The sequence below is a fragment of the Streptomyces sp. H51 genome (genome assembly GCF_035656535.1).
Taxonomy (GTDB): domain Bacteria; phylum Actinomycetota; class Actinomycetes; order Streptomycetales; family Streptomycetaceae; genus Streptomyces.
This window is the reverse complement of record NZ_JAYMHD010000005.1, coordinates 27,336-45,272: the sequence shown is the minus strand read 5'-3', so window position 1 is coordinate 45,272 and position 17,937 is coordinate 27,336. Positions and strand designations below refer to the sequence as shown.

Below are 17,937 nucleotides of genomic sequence, written 5' to 3'. Positions count from 1 at the left end.
AGTAACCCGAATTCGGACCAGTGGTCGATCTCGCCTACACTCGGTGGCGTGCCACGTGGTGACGGTCGACTCAATCACGATCTGCTCCCCGGTGAGAAAGGCCCCCAGGACGCGTGTGGCGTCTTCGGTGTCTGGGCTCCGGGTGAAGAGGTCGCAAAGCTCACGTACTTCGGGCTCTACGCCCTCCAGCATCGGGGCCAGGAGTCCGCGGGAATCGCGGTCAGCAACGGCTCCCAGATCCTCGTCTTCAAGGACATGGGCCTGGTCTCCCAGGTCTTCGACGAGACCTCGCTCGGTTCGCTCCAGGGTCACATCGCGGTCGGACACGCCCGCTACTCGACCACCGGCGCCTCCGTGTGGGAGAACGCCCAGCCGACGTTCCGCGCCACCGGGCACGGCTCCATCGCGCTCGGCCACAACGGCAACCTGGTCAACACGGCGCAGCTCGCCGAGATGGTCGCCGACCTGCCCAAGGAACCCGGCGGCCGTTCGACCCGGGTGGCGGCCACCAACGACACCGACCTGCTCACCGCGCTGCTCGCGGCCCAGGTCGACGAGGACGGCAGGCCGCTGACCATCGAGGAGGCGGCCCACACCGTCCTCCCGCAGGTCAAGGGCGCCTTCTCGCTCGTCTTCATGGACGAGCACACTCTCTACGCCGCCCGCGACCCGCAGGGCATCCGCCCGCTGGTCCTCGGCCGGCTGGAGCGCGGCTGGGTCGTCGCCTCGGAGACCGCCGCCCTCGACATCTGCGGCGCCAGCTTCGTCCGCGAGATCGAGCCGGGCGAGTTCGTCGCCGTCGATCAGAACGGCCTGCGCACCTCACGATTCGCGGATGCGAAGCCCAAGGGCTGCGTCTTCGAGTACGTGTACCTGGCCCGCCCGGACACCGACATCGCCGGCCGGAACGTCTACCTGTCCCGGGTCGAGATGGGCCGCAAGCTGGCCAAGGAAGCCCCGGCCGACGCCGACCTGGTGATAGCGACCCCGGAGTCCGGCACCCCGGCCGCCATCGGTTACGCGGAGGCCTCCGGCATCCCCTTCGGCGCCGGCCTGGTGAAGAACGCCTACGTCGGCCGGACCTTCATCCAGCCCTCGCAGACCATCCGGCAGCTCGGCATCCGGCTGAAGCTGAACCCGCTGAAGGAAGTCATCAAGGGCAAGCGCCTGGTCGTCGTCGACGACTCCATCGTCCGCGGCAACACCCAGCGGGCCCTGGTGCGCATGCTCCGCGAGGCGGGCGCCGCCGAGGTCCACATCCGGATCTCCTCGCCGCCCGTGAAGTGGCCCTGCTTCTTCGGCATCGACTTCGCCACCCGCGCCGAACTCATCGCCAACGGCATGACGATCGACGAGATCGGCACCTCCCTCGGCGCCGACTCCCTGGCCTACATCTCCATCGACGGCATGATCGAGGCGACCACCATCGCCAAGCCGAACCTGTGCCGCGCCTGCTTCGACGGCGAGTACCCGATGGACCTCCCGGACCCGGAGCTGCTCGGCAAGCAGCTGCTGGAGACCGAGCTGGCCGCCGGGACCGCCGCCACCGCGGCCACCGACGCGATCCGCCGTCCGTAGGCGGCCCGTTCCACCTGCCGTACGACACGAAAGTCCTCATCGCCATGTCTGAGACAACTGGTGCCAGCTACGCAGCGGCGGGCGTCGACATCGAGGCGGGCGACCGCGCCGTCGAGCTGATGAAGGAGTGGGTCAAGAAGACCCGACGCCCCGAGGTCCTCGGCGGCATCGGCGGCTTCGCCGGCCTCTTCGACGCCTCCGCCCTCAAGCGCTACGAGCGCCCCCTGCTCGCCTCCGCCACGGACGGCGTCGGCACGAAGGTCGACATCGCCCGCCAACTCGGCGTCTACGACACCATCGGCCACGACCTGGTCGCCATGGTCATGGACGACATCGTGGTGTGCGGCGCCGAGCCGCTGTTCATGACCGACTACATCTGCGTCGGCAAGGTCCACCCCGAGCGGGTCGCCGCCATCGTCAAGGGCATCGCGGAGGGCTGCGTGCTGGCCGGCTGCGCCCTCATCGGCGGTGAGACGGCCGAACACCCCGGCCTGCTGGGCGAGGACGACTTCGACGTCGCCGGCGCCGGTACGGGCGTGGTGGAGGCCGACCGGCTCCTCGGCGCCGACCGCATCCGCAAGGGGGACGCGGTGATCGCCATGGCGGCCTCCGGCCTTCACTCGAACGGGTACTCGCTGGTACGGCACGTGCTGCTGAACCAGGCCGGCCTCTCGCTGGACGCGCACGTCGAGGAGCTCGGCCGCACCCTCGGCGAGGAGCTGCTGGAGCCCACCAAGATCTACTCCCTGGACTGCCTGGCCCTCATCCGCACCGCGGACGTGCACGCCTTCAGCCACGTCACCGGCGGCGGCCTGGCCGCCAACCTGGCGCGCGTGATCCCCGACGGGCTGCACGCGGTCGTCGACCGCTCCACCTGGACCCCCGCCCCGGTCTTCGACCTGGTCGGCAGGACCGGTCAGGTCGAACGCCTGGAACTGGAGAAGACCGTGAACATGGGCGTCGGCATGATCGCGATCGTGCCCGGCGAGTCGGCGGACGTGGCCCTGGCCACGCTGGCCGACCGCGGCGTCGACGCCTGGATCGCCGGCGAGATCACGGACAGGGGTGAGCACCCCACCGGCGCCGCCCTGGTCGGGGACTACGCGGGCTGAGGCCTTGTGGGCAGCACAGAACCCGGTCGGTGACCGGAGTCACCGACCGGGTGTGCTCAGTACAAGGTCAAGCGCCGCGACGATGCTGTGAGGACTGGCTGTCCTCGTCCTCCTCGTCGTCGTCCTCATAGAGGTCGGCGTAACGTGAGTACAGGTCGTCGTCGTCATGCTCATCGTCCTCGAAACGGTCGCCGTTCGGCGACTGGTTCGACGTCGATGCGCCCAGCTCCTCGGCCAGGCGTGAGAGGTCCGTCCCACCGCTGTTGTACTTCAGCTGGCGGGCGACCTTCGTCTGCTTGGCCTTGGCCCGGCCGCGCCCCATGGCTCGACCCCCTCAACGACGGGGCTCGACGGCCCCAGAGTCTTGACACGCGTTCATGATCCGGAACGGGCTCTCCGCGGAGAGACCGGTCCGTAGGGCTTCCACGGTACCTGAGCCCACGCACATACGGTACGTCGCCCGCACCCCGCGCGTGTGCACAGGACCTTCGAGGCGCCCCGTCCTCGCTGGTCAACCGCGATTTTAACCACTTATCGGCGGCCGACCCGCCGACGAACGTGAGAGTTCTCTCTAAGTGTTCGTCGGCGGGTACCGGCGAAACCTGCCGGGCGCCCCCGGATCAGAGGCCCCGGCGGCCCTCCGCCATCCGCTGCTCGGCGATCCGGTCGGCCGCCGCGGCCGGCGGAATGCCGTCGTCCTTCGCACGAGCGAAGATCGCGAGAGTGGTGTCGAAGATCTTCGCCGCCTTCGCCTTGCACCGGTCGAAGTCGAAGCCGTGCAGTTCGTCGGCGACCTGGATGACGCCGCCGGCGTTCACCACGTAGTCCGGCGCGTAAAGGATCCCGCGGTCGGCGAGGTCCTTCTCGACGCCCGGATGGGCGAGCTGGTTGTTGGCGGCGCCGCAGACCACCGAGGCGGTCAGCACGGGCACGCTGACGTCGTTCAGCGCCCCGCCCAGCGCGCACGGGGCGTAGATGTCCAGGCCCTCGACGCGGATGAGCGCGTTCGTGTCGGCGACCGCGCTCACGCCCGCCGGGTGCGCGTCGAGGATGTGCCGTACGGCGTCCTCGCGCACGTCCGTGACCACGACCTCGGCGCCCTCGTCCAGCAGGTGGGTCACCAGGTGACGGCCGACCTTGCCGACGCCCGCGATGCCGACCTTGCGGCCACGCAGCGACGGGTCGCCCCACAGGTGCTGGGCGGACGCGCGCATGCCCTGGTAGACACCGAACGCGGTCAGCACCGAGGAGTCGCCGGCGCCGCCGTTCTCCGGTGAGCGCCCGGTCGTCCAGCGGCACTCGCGCGCCACGACGTCCATGTCGGCGACATAGGTGCCGACGTCGCACGCGGTGACGTACCGCCCGCCGAGGGAGGCGACGAACCGGCCGTAGGCCAGCAGCAGCTCCTCGGTCTTGACCCGCTCCGGGTCGCCGATGATCACGGCCTTGCCGCCGCCGTGGTCGAGACCGGCCATGGCGTTCTTGTACGACATGCCGCGCGCGAGGTTCAGCGCGTCGGCGACGGCCTCCGCCTCGGTGGCGTACGGATAGAACCGTGTGCCGCCGAGCGCGGGACCCAGCGCGGTGGAGTGGATGGCGATGACGGCCTTCAGGCCGCTGGCGCGGTCCTGGCAGAGCACGACTTGCTCATGACCGCCCTGGTCCGAGTGGAACAGGGTGTGCAGTGCATCAGCAGGTGCGCCGGTTACGTCGGTCACTGTGGTGACTCCTGGAGAGTAGCGGCGATCGGAGAGCAGCTCCCCTGGGTGGTGGGCGCTGCTGTGAGGACGAGATTAGAGCCTGCCCGCGCACCTGCGCCGCGCACCGCCGGGGATCTTCCCCTGGCAGAGTACGGACGTGCGACGATTTGGAGGGATTTCCCGCACGTCCCGGGCGGGTCCCGCAGGTTTTCCCGGTGATGGGCAGGGGAGGGAGCAGGCGTGCCCAAGGTGTCCTCGGTGATCGTCCCCTACCCGGCGTACCTGCGTGTGTACGAGCCGCTGGCCGCCTTCCCCGAGCCGGAGCGCGGTCACTGGGCGCGCTACGCCCGCCGCCCCGACCGGCCGTCGTATCAGGACGAACTGCGCCGTTCCCTGGCCGACTTGGTGCCCACCCCGCCGGTGCCGGTGCCGGTCCACGAGAGCAGCGACGCGTTCGTGCTCGACGTCGACGGGGTGGTGTGCGTGTGCCCCTGGCGGACCCGGCTGCGCGGCTGGCAGGCCCTGGGCGAGCTGGCCGGGGAACTGCCCGAGCCGGTGCTGGACGCGGTGCTGCCGGAGGTCGTGCGGCAGCAGGCGGCCCGGGACTACGAGCGCTGGCTGAACCGCAACCCCGACGCCCGTCCGTGGATCCGCACCTCGACCTGGCAGGTGCCGCTGCACTGGTTCGTGCTGGTGTCGGACGGGGAACGGCGCTTCGACAAGGGCTCCGGCGAGATCCCGCCGATGCTGCGCTACCGGACGCCCATGGTGCAGGCCCGGCGCCGGGTGGCGCGGGCCCTGCGCGCGCTGCGCGACGCCGTCGACGAGGGGCCGCTCATCGACGGCCTGGTCGACGTGGGGCGCTGGCTGGAGGACTTCCACCCCCGCTCGCTGGTGGAGCTCGACTACGGCGGACTGGTGCACCTGCTGCCGGCCGGCGAGCTGGAGGGCGACCACTCGGCGGCGGACGTGGCCGAAGGCATCGAGGCGCTGCGGCGGGGCGACGGCGCGGGTGCCGGTGCCGCGTACGCGCGGCTGGTGGAGCGGTGGCGGTCGGTCAGGGACCTGCGGTCGGCGAACTGAGCCCGGAGCCCGGAGCCCGGGTCCTGGTACCGGCTTCCTGCTTCCTGGACTCCGGGTGACGAACTGGCGTTTGACGCGGCGCCCTTTTTGGGGTTTCGTCCTCGCACCGACTGATGCTCCGGCTGCCTGAAGCGCCGTCAACATGGGACTTAGGGCCCGGATCCGGGCCAAAGTGTCAAGCGTGACGGACCGCACTTACACGCCCCTTGCATCCCTTGCCCCTCCTCATGCCAAAATAGGACAAGGAGTCCGGGGAGGGCTCTGTCCGTCCCGCTACGTTCCACGGCGGGCGGAATCTTCGCGTTGCGTGCTTTGGGGGGTCTGGTGACTCCTGATCGTCCTGTGACTGATCGTCACAGTGGCGTGACTGTCCGCTATGGCATGGTCCATCGGCTTCCGTCGGTGATGGACACCTGGAGGGCAATTCCATCGGTTTGGCCGACGGGGCTGGACAGATGGTGTAGTTGTAGTGCCGAGGACAAGCCGTTCGTCCTATAACCGACTCGACTCGCGTCCGCCATTTCGGGCAACGCGGGTCAAGGTGCAGAATTTAGAGGAAAGAACCGAGAAGGTTCGGTTCTCCCGAGGAGGCCGCTCATGACCGCTCGCACCCCTGATGCCGAGCCGCTGCTGACCCCGGCTGAGGTCGCCACCATGTTCCGTGTCGACCCCAAGACGGTCACGCGGTGGGCGAAGGCCGGCAAGCTCACGTCGATCCGTACGCTCGGCGGGCACCGCCGTTATCGCGAGGCTGAGGTCCGCGCACTGCTCGCGGGCATCCCGCAGCAGCGCAGCGAGGCCTGAACAACTGCATGACCGGGCAATTCGGCAGGTCCCCCAACGTGCCGAGGAGCCCGAACCCCAGTTCCAAGCGACGCGGGTCCTGCCCCAACAGGGCCTTCGCCCGGGCTCTTGGGAGCCCTCCCAGCACGTGACAGGGTGCGTCGTCGATCGCGCTGGACCCCGCCGGGTCCAGCGCGATCTTTTTTGTGCTCCCGGCGTCGGCGGCCGAAAGCTCCGTGAGCGGGCTTGTCGGACTCTGGGGAGGGCTGTCGGAACTGCCGCGGAAGACCTCGGGACGGGGGCCGGACGGGGCCGCGGGTCGGCCGCCCCGGAGAGTGCAATTGCACATATTAAATTGACCAGTTGTAGGCGAGGCGTAAATACCGCGCTTTCAGAAACTCATGCAGTGACACCCGTCACACGCGGAAGCCCCGGTCGTCTCCAGACTACGCACACGAACGGAACCCCAGGCTCCACCTTGCCACGCCCGAGCGGGTGCCGGAGTACGCCGGAGGTCACGCGGTGGTGGGCCTTTCTTCCCCCGGAGGTCACGCGGTGGTGGGCCTTTCTTCCCCCGCCGGCCCCTCCGGCACCTGGACGGGACGCGACGGCGAGTCCATCGCCAGGCGCAGCAGACGATGGCAGATCGGACAGTGGCGGGTCAGATGCCCGAACGACGACGCGGCCGACAGGTGCGCCCGGAGCAGCGCCCGCGTCTCGTGCCTAGCCGATGCCGCCATACGCCACCTCCAGGGGGGCCGCTGCGGGAACGCGCCCTGGTTTCTGGGTACCGAGCGAATGTGACGCCGTCAAGACCGCACACAGCGCCCACGGGCCTGAAGCGCCCCATGGGCCCGCAGCGACGAAAGCGGCGACGAACAACCCGGCACCACAAACCGGCGCCACAAACCGGCGCCCGCCTCCGGCCCCGACGACAACGATGAAGTGCCCGCCCCTCGGAGAGGGGACGGGCACTTCGTCATTGCGGTCCTGACGGGATTTGAACCCGCGGCCTCCACCTTGACAGGGTGGCGAGCACTCCAAACTGCTCCACAGGACCAGGTTTCGCAGCACCATCCGTGCGTTGCGCTGCGAGAAGGACTGTACAGGAGGGTGAGCCCCCTGGTCGAACTCACCCACCGTACCCACCCGACTACGGAACCGCCGCGTCGATCGCCTTCACGATCCGCTTGTCCGAGACGGGATACGCCGTCCCGAGCGCGTGCGCGAAATAACTGACCCGGAGCTCCTCGATCATCCAGCGGATGTCCAGCACCGACGCCGGAACCGGGCGGCCCTTCGGCAACTGCTCCAGCAGCCACGCGTACTCGTCCTGCATCTCCCGCACCTTCTCCATGCGCGTGGTGTCCCGCTGCACGTTGGTCGGCATCTGCTGCAACCGCCGGTCGGCGGCCACCAGGTACCGCATCAGGTCCGGCAGCCGCCGAAGCCCCGCCTCCGTCACGAAACCGGGCTTCACCAGGGCGTCCAACTGCCCCCGCACGTCCCGCAGGTTCTCCAGCAGCGTGGGGCTGCGAACGCCCTTCAGACGGCGCTCACAGGCCTGCCAGGCGGCAAGGACCTGCTGCACCTGCCCGACCGTACGGACCGTCGTGTCGACGATCTCCGCACGCACCTTGTCGAACAGCTTCCGGTACGACTCCCCGTCCCACACCGGACCACCGAAGTCCGCGATCAGCCTGTCCGCCGCCGCCATCGCACAGTCGTCGAACAGGGCCTGGACCGAACCGTGCGGATTGGCGGACAGCGCCAGCTTCTGCGCGTTCGTCAGGCGATCGCTCGCGAATTTGGCCGCGTTCACCGGGACATTGCGCAGAATCAGCCGACGCGTCCCCCGCCACATCGCCTCCGCCTGCTCGGCCTCCGTGTCGAACAGACGCACCGACACCGTGTCGCCGTCGTCCACCAGCGCCGGATACGCCTTCACCGGCTGCCCGGCCCGCCGGGTCTCGAAGACACGGTCCAGCGTGCCGATCGTCCAGTCCGTCAGACCCGCGCGCTCCAGCGACTCCCCGCCCCGCCGCTCCGCGGTGGCCGCCGCGGCCTGGGACAACGCCTTGCGCGCCCTCGGCTTCAGCCGCAGCCGCAAAGCCTCCAGATCCTTGTCCTCCGCCAGCTTGCGGCGCCGCTCGTCCACGATGCGGAACGTGACACGCAGATGGTCCGGCACCCTCGACCAGTCGAAGTCCTCCGCCTCGAACGGCACCCCCACCATCCGCCTGAGCTCGCGCGCCATCGTCACCGTCAACGGCTCCTGAAGAGGAACCGCCCTCTCCAGGAACGCCTTCGCGTAGTTCGGCGCCGGGACGTAGTGACGACGGACCGGCTTCGGCAGCGAACGGATCAGCTCCGTCACCAACTCCTCCCGCAACCCCGGGATCTGCCAGTCGAAACCCTCGTCCGTGACCTGGTTCAGAACCTGCAACGGGATGTGCACCGTCACACCGTCCGCGTCGGCGCCCGGCTCGAACTGGTACGTCACCCGGAACTTCAGATCACCCTGCCGCCAGGAATCCGGATAGTCGGCCTTCGTCACCGCCTCCGCCGACTCCCGGATGAGCATCTCCCGCTCGAAGTCGAGGAAGTCCGGCTGCTCCTGCCGCTTGCGCTTCCACCACGAGTCGAAATGCGCACCCGACACCACGTGCTCGGGCACCCGCTGCTCGTAGAAGTCGAACAACGTCTCGTCGTCGACCACGATGTCCCGGCGCCGCGCCCGGTGCTCCAGCTCCTCCACCTCGCTCAACAGCCGGCGGTTGTCGGCGAAGAACTTGTGATGGGTACGCCAGTCGCCCTCCACGAGCGCGTTGCGGATGAACAGCTCCCGCGACACCTCCGGGTCGATACGGCCGTAGTTCACCTTCCGCTGCGCGACGATCGGCACGCCGTACAGCGTCACCTTCTCGTACGCCATCACCGCCGCCTGGTCCTTCTCCCAGTGCGGCTCGCTGTACGTCCGCTTCAGCAGATGCCCGGCGAGCGGCTCCACCCACTCCGGCTCGATCTTCGCGTTGACCCGCGCCCACAACCGGGATGTCTCCACCAGCTCCGCGGACATCACGAAACGCGGCTGCTTCCGGAACAGCGCCGAACCCGGGAAGACCGCGAACTTCGCGTTCCGCGCCCCCAGATACTCGTTCTTGTTGCCGTCCTTCACATCCTTCATCCCGATGTGGGACAGCAGCCCGGCCAGCAGCGAGACATGAACGCGGTCCGCGGCGGCGTCCTCCTCGTTGAGGTGGATACCCATCTGCTTCGCCACCGTACGCAGCTGGGTGTAGATGTCCTGCCACTCACGGATGCGCAGGAAATTCAGATACTCCTGCTTGCACATCCGCCGGAAGGAACTGGACCCCCGCTCCTTCTGCTGCTCGCGCAGATAGCGCCACAGATTGAGGTAGGCCAGGAAGTCGCTGCTCTCGTCCCTGAAACGAGCGTGCTGCTGATCGGCCTGCGTCTGCTTGTCGGCGGGACGCTCACGCGGGTCCTGGATGGACAGCGCGGCGGCTATCACCATCACCTCACGGACACAGCCGTTGCGGTCCGCCTCCAGCACCATGCGCGCCAGCCGCGGATCCACCGGCAGCTGCGCCAGCTTCCGGCCCGTCTGCGTCAGCCGCTTGCGTGGATCCTGCTGCGCCGGATCCAGCGCACCCAGCTCCTGCAGCAACTGCACACCGTCACGGATGTTCCGGTGATCCGGCGGATCGATGAACGGGAACTTCTCGATCTCACCCAGACCCGCCGCGGTCATCTGCAGAATGACCGACGCCAGGTTCGTCCGCAGGATCTCCGCGTCCGTGAACTCCGGCCGGGCGAGAAAATCCTCCTCGCTGTACAGCCGGATGCAGACACCGTCACTCGTACGACCACAACGGCCCTTGCGCTGATTGGCACTCGCCTGCGAGACCGGCTCGATCGGCAGCCGCTGCACCTTGGTGCGGTGACTGTAACGGCTGATACGGGCGAAACCGGGATCGATCACGTACTTGATCCCCGGAACGGTCAGCGACGTCTCGGCGACATTGGTCGCCAGCACGATCCGGCGCCCCGTGTGCGGCTGGAAAACCCGGTGCTGCTCGGCGTGCGACAGCCGGGCGTACAGCGGCAGGATCTCCGTGAACCGATACTTCTTCTTCTCCAGCGCGTCCGCCGTGTCGCGGATCTCCCGCTCACCGGACAGGAAGACCAGGATGTCGCCCGGCCCCTCGCCCATCAGCTCCTCGACCGCGTCCGTGATCGCCGTGATCTGATCCCGGTCGGAGTCGTCGCCGTCCTCCTCCAGCAGCGGCCGGTACCGCACCTCCACCGGATACGTCCGCCCGCTGACCTCCACGATCGGCGCGTCACCGAAATGCCGCGAGAACCGCTCCGGATCGATCGTCGCGGAGGTGATGACCACCTTCAGATCCGGCCGGCGCGGCAGCAACTGCGCCAGGTATCCCAGCAGGAAGTCGATGTTCAGGGACCGCTCGTGCGCCTCGTCGATGATGATCGTGTCGTAGGCGCGCAGCTCCCGGTCCGTCTGGATCTCCGCGAGCAGGATGCCGTCCGTCATCAGCTTGATGAACGTGGCCTCCGGGTTCACCTGGTCGGTGAACCGCACCTTCCAGCCCACCGACTCCCCCAACGGGGTGTCCAGCTCCTCCGCGACCCGCTCCGCGACCGTACGGGCGGCGATACGACGCGGCTGGGTGTGCCCGATCATGCCGCGCACCCCCCGCCCGAGCTCCAGACAGATCTTCGGGATCTGCGTCGTCTTCCCGGAGCCGGTCTCACCCGCCACGATCACGACCTGGTGATCGCGGATCGCCTCCGCGATGACGTCCTTCTTCTGACTGACCGGCAACTGCTCCGGATACGAGACGGCGGGCACGCGGCCACGCCGCTCACCCATCCGCTCCTCGGCCCTGCCGATCTCCTCCCCGATCTCGGCGAGGACAGCGGCCCGGGCCTCCGGCTTACGGATCTTGCGCGCGCCTTCGAGCCGGCGCCCGAGCCGGTGCGCGTCACGCAGGGACAACTCGGTCAGCCGGGAGGCGAGCACGCCGAGGACCGGTGCGGCGGGGGCAGGGTGCGTAGACATACGCGTTCCAGGATCTCATCCCGCGGAAATTCCTGGCGACCGATTTGCCCCCGACGCCCCCACGGCCCCCCACCACGGCCCCGGACGCACGTTCGAGCACCCGCCCATCCAGGCGAAACGGCGACAAAAACCCCCGATCGAACAGCCATCACGACCTAGATTCCCTGTTCGTGAAACTGGTGCTGCGGATCAAGCTGCTCCCGACGCCCGCACAGGCATCGGCCCTCGACGCGACCCTCCGCGCCTGCAACCAAGCCGCCAACCACGTCTCCGCCATCGCCCACGCCGACCGCACCACCGACATCCGAGCCCTCCGAGCCCGGACCTACACCCACCTCAAGACCGACTGGAACCTCGGCGCCCAAGCCGCCCAGCACGTCATCAAGAAGACCAGAGACGCCTACACGTCCCTCAGGAGCAACCTCAAAGCCGGCAACCTCGGCAAGCCGGGAACCCCGCGACACCGAGCAGCCACCGGGAAGCCCCTCACCTTCCGCACCCACGCCGCCCAGCCCTACGACGACCGCATGCTCTCCTGGCAGACGGAACGACGCACCGTCTCCATCTGGACCACCGCGGGCCGCATCAAACACCTCCCCTACACCGGCGGCGAAGAACACCTCCGACTGCTCGACCGGTACCGCCGAGGCGAATCCGACCTGCTGACCCACAACGGCCAGTGGTACCTCATGGCCACCCTCGACATCCCCGACCCCCCGCAGAACCCCGCCCCGCACGGATTCATCGGCGTCGACCTCGGCATCGCCGACATCGCCACCACCTCCACCGGACACCGGCACAGCGGCAGACGACTCAACCGCACCCGCGCCAACGACCGGAAGCTGCGCACCGAACTCCAGAGGAAGGGCACACGGTCCGCGAAACGACGGGCCGGACGCCACGCGGGCAGAGAGGCCAGACGCACCCGCGACATCAACCACAAGATCAGCAAGCACATCGTGGCGGAGGCTCAACGCACCGGCCGCGGCATCGCCCTCGAAGACCTGAAGGGCATCCGCGAACGGGCACGGCTGAAAAAGCCCCAACGCGTCACGGTCAACTCCTGGGCCTTCCACCAACTCGGCGCCTTCATCGCCTACAAGGCGCGCCGGGCGGGAGTCCCCCTGGTCCATGTGAACCCCGCGTACACCAGCCAGGAGTGCTCGCGCTGTCACCACATCGACCGACGCAACCGGCCCAGCCAGGCCGTGTTCGTCTGCCGGTCCTGCGGCTTCGTTGAGCACGCGGACCTCAATGCGTCCCACGTCATCAGCCGGCGCGGCTGGTGGGTGTGGGTCTGCGGGGCCGAGTCACAGGCCCCTGCCCTCACGCTGATCGCGTAGGGCTGGATGCGCCGTTCCCGCCGAAGCCATCGGCGGGAACGAGCTGCAAGCCGGGGAGCACGGCTCCCGGGCAGCGGACGCGGACGCTCGTACGAGTGATCCAGCAGGACAGCTGGCCACAGACAACAAAGCCCCGATCCGAAGATCAGGGCTTCTGCTGTGGCTGGGGCCGGGGTCGAACCGGCGACCTATCGCTTTTCAGGCGATCGCTCGTACCAACTGAGCTACCCAGCCGCAAGGTTTCACGTGAAACCTCGGCGGTCCTGACGGGATTTGAACCCGCGGCCTCCACCTTGACAGGGTGGCGAGCACTCCAAACTGCTCCACAGGACCAAGCTTGTGTACGACAGTGTCGCACACCGTACTGCGTGCCCCCAACGGGATTCGAACCCGTGCTACCGCCTTGAAAGGGCGGCGTCCTAGGCCGCTAGACGATGAGGGCTATCGGCCCGCCTGGGCGCTTCTCAGCGCGTCGGGGACGTGAGAAGCATATGGGATGGCGGGAGGTATCGCCAAAACGGTTTAAGGGCTGGGGGTGGAAGGGGCGGGAGAGGAGGGTGTGGCGCCCGGTTTGTTCTCGTCCGGGAGGTGGCGGGCGACCTCGGCCGTCGTCTCGCCCAGGCCGCCGAGTTTGATCGAGTCCCAGGCCTGGAGCCGGCGGGTGTCCCGGTCGAAGTAGAGGACGGACGCCTCGATCGGCGCGGGGTACTGGCGCTCCAGTGCGCGCAGGCCGCTGCCGCCGGTGGAGCCCTCCATGCGCAGGCGGGTGCCGTAGCGCATGACCTCGTCGCCCTCGTGGTGCAGGTGTCCGGCCAGGACCAGTGGCACCGTGCCGTCCGTCTCGCGTGCCGCCGAGGGTTCGTGGGCGAGGGCGACGTCGACGGGGGTGCCGGCGTTGGTCTGGTCGCGCAGGGCGGTGGCGAGGCGGGCGCCCGCGAGTTCCTCCGAGGCGTCGGCTCCTGGTTTGTTCGAGCGGTCGGGGGTGTACTGCGGGTCGCCGATGCCGGCGAAGCGCAGTCCCGCGATCGTCTGTGCCCGGCCGTTGTCGAGGACGTGGACGTTGCCCATGCGGGAGAGGTAGCGCTGGGTGGCGGCGGAGTCGTGGTTGCCCCTGATCCAGACGTACGGGGCGCCCAGGTCCTTGATGGGGTCGAGGAAGCCGTTCTCGGCGGCTGTTCCGTGGTCCATGGTGTCGCCGGTGTCCACGATCACGTCGACCTTGTACTGGTCCACCAGCGAGGCGATGATCTTCCAGCTCGCCGGGTTGAGGTGGATGTCGGACACGTGCAGGACGCGGACGGTGCTGGGGTCCGGCTGGTAGGCGGGGAGCGTGGAGGTGGCGTCGTAGAGCTTGGTCACGTTGGTGACGAGGCGGGCGAGTTCTTTCTGGTAGACGTCGAACTCGGTGACGATGTTGCGGGCGTTGCCGACCAGGGACGGGGCCGAGGAGAGCAGTCCGGAGTACTTGGGTTCGAGGACGGATTCGGGGTTCCAGGTGGCGTACGCGGATGCTCCGGAGGCGCCGAGGAGTGCGAGGGCGAGGCCGCCGGCGGCGAGGGCGCGGCGGGGGCGGCGGTAGACGGCGAGGCCGAGGGCGGTGGCGCCGGAGACGACGGCGACGCAGGAGCGCAGGGCGAGGTCGCGGGTGCCGGCCTCGATGTCGCGGGCGACTTCGTCCTGGAGGCCGGAGAGGCGTTCGGGGTGGTCGACGAGGGCTTGGGCGCGGACCGGGTCGAGTTGGTCGACGTTGACGTCGAGGCGGACGGGTGCGTGGTGGCTGTTGAGCTGGAGGGCGCCGAGCGGCGAGATGTTGATCTTCGTTCCGCCGGTGAGTGAGGGGCGCAGGGTCATGGTGGTGTCCATGGGGCCTACGGGGACGCGGACGTTGCCGACTATGAGCAGGCCGAGCCAGGCGCCGAGCAGGACGACGGTGATCAGGCCGAGGGCGCGGGTCCAGGGGTGGGGGCGCGCGGGCAGTTCCATGGTGGGGTGGGGGTGGTGTGTGCGGTGGCGGCGGGTGAGGGGGCGCGGGGTCCTGCGGATCCGGTTCACGACGGTCGTGGCGACGGCGGGGACGGCGGGGACGCGGGCCATTGGTCGCGTATGCCCAGGTGTGTGGCTGGATATGCGGTGGTGCGCATGGCTCTCGTGGTGTCGGGTCGTGGCTGACAATGGGCGTGTGCTGGAGATGACACGCGAGGAGTTCGAGGAACTGGTCGCCGAGGCGCTCGACCGGATTCCGCCGGAGTTGACGCGGTTGATGGACAACGTGGCGGTGTTCGTCGAGGACGAGCCTCCGGCGGATGATCCCGATTTGCTGGGGTTGTACGAGGGTACCCCGCTGACGGATCGGGGCGAATGGTACGCGGGGGTGCTGCCGGATCGGATCACGGTGTACCGGGGTCCGACGTTGCGGATGTGTGAGTCGCGGGAGGACGTGGTGGCCGAGACGGAGGTGACGGTGGTGCACGAGATCGCGCACCATTTCGGCATCGACGACGCTCGGCTGCACGCGCTGGGTTACGGGTAGGCCGTTGTCGGCGCGTTGCGCGTGTCCTCTTGTGGGCGGCGGGAGTTGGGCAGGTTGACTTCGTCCCTCTCGGAGGTGGCTGCCCGTGCGCCCCTTGAACGTGTCCGTCCGTCTGGCCGCTGCGGTGGTGGCTGTCGCCGCGGCTGCCGGCTGCATGAGTGTGGGTGAGGGCGGGGGCGGGAGTGCCGGGCCGTCGCGTTCCGTGGGGGAGCGGGGTGGTGCGGCGCGGGACGGGGGGACGGCGATGTCCGGGGGTGGTGCCGGGGTCGGGGCGGCGGCGGACGGCAGGCACGGTGCGGGTGGGAAGGACCGGGGGAAGGGGAAGGGCGGGGGGAAGAAGGGGGAGGGGCGGGAGTCTGCTTCCGCTGCCGCTTCGCCGTCGGTGGGGGCCGGTGGGTCGGTGCGTCCGGGTGGGCCGGGGGTGAGTTCCGGGCCGGGGGTTCCGGGGTCGACCAGGGGGCAGCAGCCGACGCCGACGCGGTCCGTTGTGACGGAGCCCACGCCTACTCAGCAGCCGTCGTCGTCGGCGCCGGAGCCGCCGCCGTCGGCCGAGCCGTCGTCGTCGGCGCACGAGCAGGGGCCGCAGTTGGCGGGGCGGGTGCCGGTGTCGGCGGCTGGGGCGCGGGTGTGAGGGCGGAGGCGCTCTTGCGGGGGCGGGGGTGGGGGCGGGCCGGTGTGCCGGTGCGGTGGTGGGGTGTGACGGACGTCCCGGGATCTCGGTTTGCCTTGGGGGGCGGTGGGTGCGTATGGTGGTAGATCGTTTGATCCCATTTGCCCGGCGCCAACGCAGAGCGCGCCGTGTGGCGCGTACTCTCCCTTGCCGTGGCTGACCGCACAGAGGCGGTCGTATTGCGAATCACGGAGTTGACGGGCGCGTGCCGACGAGACTCCGGAAGGTTTCGCATACGCATGTCCATTTCCAGTGCTGATCACGTCGTCGTGTCCGAGGACGACGAGGCGACCGACACCCCCGAGGTCACTTTCGCCGACCTCGGTCTGCCCGAGGGCGTCGTGCGCAAGCTGGCGCAGAACGGCGTGACCACTCCGTTCCCGATCCAGGCCGCGACCATCCCGGACGCGCTGGCCGGGAAGGACATCCTGGGCCGGGGCCGTACCGGTTCCGGCAAGACGCTGTCCTTCGGTCTGCCGACGCTGGCCACGCTGGCCGGCGGCCGTACCGAGAAGCACCGGCCGCGCGCGGTCATCCTCACGCCGACGCGTGAGCTGGCCATGCAGGTGGCGGACGCGCTGCAGCCGTACGGTGACGTTCTCGGGCTGAAGATGAAGGTCGTCTGCGGCGGTACGTCGATGGGCAACCAGATCTACGCCCTGGAGCGCGGCGTCGACGTCCTCGTCGCCACGCCGGGCCGGCTGCGCGACATCATCGGCCGTGGTGCCTGCTCGTTGGAGGACGTGCAGATCGCCGTCCTGGACGAGGCCGACCAGATGTCCGACCTGGGCTTCCTGCCGGAGGTCACGGAGCTGCTCGACCAGGTGCCGGCCGGCGGCCAGCGGATGCTGTTCTCCGCGACCATGGAGAACGAGATCAAGACGCTCGTCGACCGTTATCTGAAGGACCCGGTCTCGCACGAGGTCGATGCGGCGCAGGGCGCGGTGACGACCATGTCGCACCACATCCTGATCGTGAAGCCCAAGGACAAGGCGCCGGTCACCTCGGCGATCGCTTCCCGCAAGGGCCGCACGATCATCTTCGTGCGTACCCAGCTGGGCGCCGACCGGGTCGCCGAGCAGCTGAGTGACGCCGGTGTGAAGGCGGACGCGCTGCACGGCGGCATGACGCAGGGCGCCCGGACCCGGACGCTGGCCGACTTCAAGGACGGGTATGTCAACGTCCTGGTCGCCACCGACGTCGCCGCCCGTGGCATCCACGTCGACGGCATCGACCTGGTGCTGAACGTGGATCCGGCCGGTGACCACAAGGACTACCTGCACCGCGCCGGCCGTACGGCCCGTGCGGGCCGCACCGGCACGGTGGTGTCGCTGTCGCTGCCGCACCAGCGCCGTCAGATCTTCCGGCTGATGGAGGACGCGGGTGTCGATGCCTCGCGTCACATCATCAACTCGGGTACGGCCTTCGAGCCGGAGGTCGCCGAGATCACCGGCGCCCGGTCGATGACGGAGGTCCAGGCGGAGTCCGCGGGCAATGCCGCTCAGCAGGCCGAGCGTGAGGTCGCGCAGCTGACCAAGCAGCTGGAGCGGGCGCAGCGGCGTGCGGCGGAGCTGCGGGAGGAGGCGGACCGGCTGATCGCGCGGGCCGCCCGTGAGCGGGGCGAGGATCCGGAGGCGGCGCTGGCCGAGGCGCAGGCGGCCGTGGTGGCGGAGGCCGTCGAGGTGTCGGTGCCGGAGCAGCCGGCCGCGCGGGACGTGGACGCCGCCGAGCGCTCGGAGCGTTCGGAGGGTGCGTCGTCGTACGAGCGGCGTGAGCGTCGTGACGACCGTGGTGACCGGGGTGGTTTCCGTCGGGACGAGCGGCGTGACGACCGTGGCGACCGGGGTGGTTTCCGTCGGGACGAGCGGCGTGACGACCGTGGTGGGCGTTCGTTCGAGCGTCGTGACGACCGGGGCGGTTTCCGTCGGGACGAGCGGCGTGACGACCGTGGTGACCGGGGTGGTTTCCGTCGGGACGAGCGGCGTGACGACCGTGGTGGGCGTTCGTTCGAGCGTCGTGACGACCGGGGTG

Annotated in this window: 12 protein-coding genes and 4 tRNA genes; 7 read left to right on the top strand and 9 right to left on the bottom strand. The window is 69.3% G+C overall.

Annotated elements, in window-relative coordinates:
• The first annotated feature begins 48 nt into the window (after positions 1–48).
• Together purF and purM are read left to right on the top strand one after the other, a co-directional pair.
• Positions 49–1,578, top strand: a complete 1,530-nt coding sequence (gene purF, locus VKA29_RS00355; RefSeq protein WP_324783067.1) for an amidophosphoribosyltransferase — start codon at positions 49–51, stop codon at positions 1,576–1,578.
• Positions 1,579–1,622: 44 nt separating this feature from the next.
• A complete protein-coding gene (gene purM / locus VKA29_RS00350; RefSeq protein ID WP_324783066.1) occupies positions 1,623–2,690 on the top strand; it encodes a phosphoribosylformylglycinamidine cyclo-ligase in 1,068 nt (355 codons plus the stop codon).
• Positions 2,691–2,757: 67 nt separating this feature from the next.
• Here the strand turns inward: purM and VKA29_RS00345 are convergent, their stop codons facing one another.
• The gene (locus VKA29_RS00345) at positions 2,758–3,012 is read right to left on the bottom strand and encodes a DUF3073 domain-containing protein (protein WP_324783065.1); all 255 of its coding nucleotides are present in this window, start codon (positions 3,010–3,012) and stop codon (positions 2,758–2,760) included.
• Between the two features lie 298 nt (positions 3,013–3,310).
• Positions 3,311–4,408 (bottom strand): Leu/Phe/Val dehydrogenase, encoded by a 1,098-nt coding sequence (locus VKA29_RS00340; protein WP_324783064.1) that lies wholly within the window; start codon positions 4,406–4,408, stop codon positions 3,311–3,313.
• A 222-nt stretch (positions 4,409–4,630) separates the two neighbouring features.
• Here VKA29_RS00340 and VKA29_RS00335 point away from each other — a divergent pair, with 222 nt between their 5' ends.
• Positions 4,631–5,473 (top strand): hypothetical protein, encoded by an 843-nt coding sequence (locus VKA29_RS00335; protein WP_324783063.1) that lies wholly within the window; start codon positions 4,631–4,633, stop codon positions 5,471–5,473.
• A 597-nt stretch (positions 5,474–6,070) separates the two neighbouring features.
• On the top strand, positions 6,071–6,277 hold the full coding sequence (gene bldC / locus VKA29_RS00330; RefSeq protein WP_003949541.1) for a developmental transcriptional regulator BldC: 207 nt from the start codon (positions 6,071–6,073) through the stop codon (positions 6,275–6,277).
• 527 nt (positions 6,278–6,804) lie between these two features.
• On the opposite strand, the gene VKA29_RS00325 is transcribed toward bldC, so the two are convergent.
• The 3 genes from VKA29_RS00325 to hrpA all read right to left on the bottom strand — a co-directional run bounded on the left by VKA29_RS00325 (position 6,805) and on the right by hrpA (position 11,363).
• On the bottom strand, positions 6,805–6,996 hold the full coding sequence (locus tag VKA29_RS00325) for a DUF6274 family protein (RefSeq protein WP_324783062.1): 192 nt from the start codon (positions 6,994–6,996) through the stop codon (positions 6,805–6,807).
• Between the two features lie 245 nt (positions 6,997–7,241).
• Positions 7,242–7,316, bottom strand: a tRNA-Asp gene (locus VKA29_RS00320).
• A 93-nt stretch (positions 7,317–7,409) separates the two neighbouring features.
• Positions 7,410–11,363, bottom strand: coding sequence for an ATP-dependent RNA helicase HrpA (hrpA, locus tag VKA29_RS00315; protein ID WP_324783061.1), 3,954 nt, complete (start codon positions 11,361–11,363; stop codon positions 7,410–7,412).
• Positions 11,364–11,533: 170 nt separating this feature from the next.
• Here hrpA and VKA29_RS00310 point away from each other — a divergent pair, with 170 nt between their 5' ends.
• Positions 11,534–12,706, top strand: coding sequence for a transposase (locus tag VKA29_RS00310; RefSeq protein ID WP_324783060.1), 1,173 nt, complete (start codon positions 11,534–11,536; stop codon positions 12,704–12,706).
• Between the two features lie 160 nt (positions 12,707–12,866).
• Here VKA29_RS00310 and VKA29_RS00305 read toward each other — a convergent pair.
• The 4 genes from VKA29_RS00305 to VKA29_RS00290 all read right to left on the bottom strand — a co-directional run bounded on the left by VKA29_RS00305 (position 12,867) and on the right by VKA29_RS00290 (position 14,800).
• Positions 12,867–12,940 (bottom strand) — tRNA-Phe (locus VKA29_RS00305).
• Positions 12,941–12,964: 24 nt separating this feature from the next.
• Positions 12,965–13,039, bottom strand: a tRNA-Asp gene (locus VKA29_RS00300).
• Positions 13,040–13,075: 36 nt separating this feature from the next.
• A tRNA-Glu gene (locus VKA29_RS00295) sits at positions 13,076–13,148 on the bottom strand.
• 80 nt (positions 13,149–13,228) lie between these two features.
• Positions 13,229–14,800, bottom strand: coding sequence for a metallophosphoesterase (locus VKA29_RS00290; RefSeq protein WP_324783059.1), 1,572 nt, complete (start codon positions 14,798–14,800; stop codon positions 13,229–13,231).
• Positions 14,801–14,885: 85 nt separating this feature from the next.
• Here VKA29_RS00290 and VKA29_RS00285 point away from each other — a divergent pair, with 85 nt between their 5' ends.
• A complete protein-coding gene (locus VKA29_RS00285) occupies positions 14,886–15,236 on the top strand; it encodes a metallopeptidase family protein (protein WP_324783058.1) in 351 nt (116 codons plus the stop codon).
• Positions 15,237–16,145: 909 nt separating this feature from the next.
• A partial coding sequence (locus VKA29_RS00280) for a DEAD/DEAH box helicase (RefSeq protein ID WP_324783057.1) occupies positions 16,146–17,937 on the top strand: 1,792 nt, incomplete at its 3' end.